General features: G+C 70.3%; 3 protein-coding genes. All 3 read left to right on the forward strand.

Annotated features, from left to right (window positions below; all coding sequences use genetic code 11):
- Positions 1-733: TonB-dependent receptor domain-containing protein (locus AC1DZ6_RS23100; protein ID WP_477099451.1), on the forward strand; the 733-nt coding region annotated here is incomplete at its 5' end.
- Positions 734-737: 4 nt separating this feature from the next.
- Complete coding sequence (locus tag AC1DZ6_RS23105; RefSeq protein WP_477099452.1) at positions 738-1,361, forward strand: cysteine dioxygenase family protein; 624 nt, start codon at positions 738-740, stop codon at positions 1,359-1,361.
- Positions 1,358-2,694, forward strand: a 1,337-nt coding sequence (locus AC1DZ6_RS23110) for a rhodanese-like domain-containing protein (RefSeq protein ID WP_477099453.1), incomplete at its 3' end; no start/stop codon positions are given. The genes AC1DZ6_RS23105 and AC1DZ6_RS23110, both read left to right, overlap by 4 nt.

Here is a 2,694-nt window from a genome sequence, read left to right on the forward strand (position 1 = left end):
GTACGTGACCTGGTCCAAGGGCTTCAAGTCGGGCGGCTTCGATAACCGCGCCACGCGGCTGGACCTGGCCACGCGGCCGTTCGCGCCCGAGAACGTCGACGCCTACGAGACCGGTCTGAAGACCGAGTTGTTCGACCATCGCGCCCGGGTGAACCTGGCGGTGTTCTACAACGACTACAAGGACCTGCAGGTCAGCTACAGCGACCCGGCCTATCCGGGCAATTCGGTCCGCTCCAACGCCGGCAAGGCCCACACCTACGGCGTGGAGCTGGAGAGCGACATCCGCGCCACCGAACGCCTGAGCTTCCAGGCCTCGGCCGGCTATCTGTTCGCGGTCTACGACAAGTATCGCAACGCCGGCGGCATCGGCGTGAACGCCGACGGCCACCGGCTGCTGAACTCGCCGCGCTGGAGCCTGTCGGGCGCGGTCACCTACGACGTGCCGGTCGAGATCCCCGGCGAGCTCCGCGTCGGCCTGAACGCCCAGTACCAGACCAAGACCTATTTCAGCGCCTTGCAGCGTCCTCAGGACCTGGCCCCGGCGCAGACCTTCCTGAACGGCACGGTGACCTGGCAATCGCCCGACCCGCGCTGGGCCGTGCAGCTGTCGGGCCGCAACCTGCTGGATTCCGACAAGCCGGTCACCTCGACCTACACGCCCGCGACCGGGGTCTTCTACAACAACTACCCGGACCCGCGGACCTGGCTGGTCACGCTGAAATACGCGCTGTGATCCGATGAGCGCGCCCCGCCCCTCCTCCAAGCTTCACAAGCTGGCTGACTTTGTCGGCGCCTTGGGAAACCTGGTCGACCAGACGACCGACGAAGACCTGATCCTCGCCGAGGGCGGCCGGTTGCTGGCGGGACTGATCGCCCGCGACGACTGGCTGCCGGACGCCTACGCCCAGCCCGATCCGACCCGCTACCAGCAGTACCTGCTGCACTGCGACAGCCGCGAGCGGTTCAGCGTGGTCAGCTTCGTCTGGGGGCCGGGCCAGGCGACGCCGGTGCACGACCACACCGTCTGGGGCCTTGTGGGCGTGCTGCGCGGGGCCGAGCTGTCGCAACGTTTCGAGCGCCGGGCCGGGGCCTTCGCGGCCGTCGGCCCGGTCCACCGGCTGGAGCGCGGAGAGGTCGAGGCGGTCTCGCCGACGGTCGGTGACGTACACCAGGTCACCAACGCCTTCGACGACCGCGTCTCGATCAGCATCCACGTCTACGGCGCCAATATCGGCGCCGTGCAGCGCTCGACCTACGACGCCGACGGCCGGCCCAAGCGGTTCGTCTCCGGCTACGCCAACACCACCCTGCCCAACCTCTGGGATCGCTCGAAAACCGTGCTGGCCGAGGCAAGCTCATGACCCTAACCGCCGTCTCCCCCCGCGAGGTCCGCCAGGACTGGATCGCCCGCCGCGAGATCGCTCTGCTCGACCTGCGCGAGGAGGACCCGTTCGCCCGCGCCCACCCGCTGTTCGCCTCGCAGCTGCCGCTCAGCCGGCTGGAGCTGGAGATCCTGGACCGCGTCCCTCGCAAGGACGCCAAGATCGTGCTGTACGACAACGGCGAAGGCCTGGTCTCGCCGGCCGGCAAGCGACTGGCGGCCCTGGGCTACACGCAGATTCGAGCGCTTGCTGGTGGGCTCCAGGGTTGGAAGGACGCCGGCTACGAGCTGTTCCAGGACGTCAATTCCTACAGCAAGGCGTTCGGCGAACTGGTCGAGGCGCGACGGCACACGCCGTCCCTGCCCGCCCAGGAAGTCCAAGCCCGGATCGACGCCAAGGCCGACCAGGTGATCCTGGATTCCCGTCGGTTCGAGGAATACGCCGTGATGAGCATCCCGGGCGGCATCAGCACCCCAGGCGCCGAGCTGGTGCTGCGGGCCCGCGAACTGGCGCCCGACCCGGCGACCACCATCATCGTCAACTGCGCCGGCCGCACCCGCAGCCTGATCGGCGCCCAGTCGCTGCTGAACGCCGGCGTGCCCAATCCGGTCTTCGCCCTGCGCAACGGCACCATCGGCTGGACCCTGGCCCAGCAGACCCTGGAGCACGGCCAGAGCCGGCGCTTCGGGGCCGTCTCGGACCAGACCCTGGAGGAAGCTCGCGCCAAGGCCCGCGACGTGGCCTACCGCGCCGGCGTCCGGCGGATCGACGCCGAGGGCCTGGCCGACCTGGCCCAGGACCGCAAGCGCACCCTCTATCGCTTCGACGTCCGCACGCCCGAGGAATACGCCGTCGGCCACCTGCCCGGCTTCCGCTCGGCGCCCGGCGGTCAGCTGGTGCAGGAGACCGACGTCTTCGCCCCGGTGCGCGGCGGCCGCATCGTCCTGGCCGACGATCTGGGACCGCGCGCCGACATGAGCGCCTCGTGGCTGGCCCAGCTGGGCTGGGACGTCTACGTGCTGGACGGCGGCTTCGACGGCGAGCTGGAGACCGGCGCCTGGCGGCCGAACGCGCCGTCGATCCCGACCGTCGAGACCATCAGCGCCGAGGACCTGGCCGTGGCGCTGGGCGACAGCGCCGTGGTGGTGCTGGATCTGGCGCCCAGCCCCGTCCATCGGAAGGGCCACGTTCCGGGCGCCTGGTTCACGATCCGCGCCCGCCTGGCCGAGGCCTTCGAACGCATCCCCGAAGGCCTGCCGATCGTCCTGACCTCGCCCGACGGGCGCCTGGCGCGGCTGGCGGCGGCCGAGGT

Source organism: Caulobacter sp. P1_B12_2 (assembly GCF_056406675.1).

Bases quoted from the DNA above. Each gene is read 5' to 3' on its own strand.
- AC1DZ6_RS23105 (WP_477099452.1), top strand. From the start codon at position 738: ATGAGCGCGCCCCGCCCCTCCTCCAAGCTTCACAAGCTGGCTGACTTT.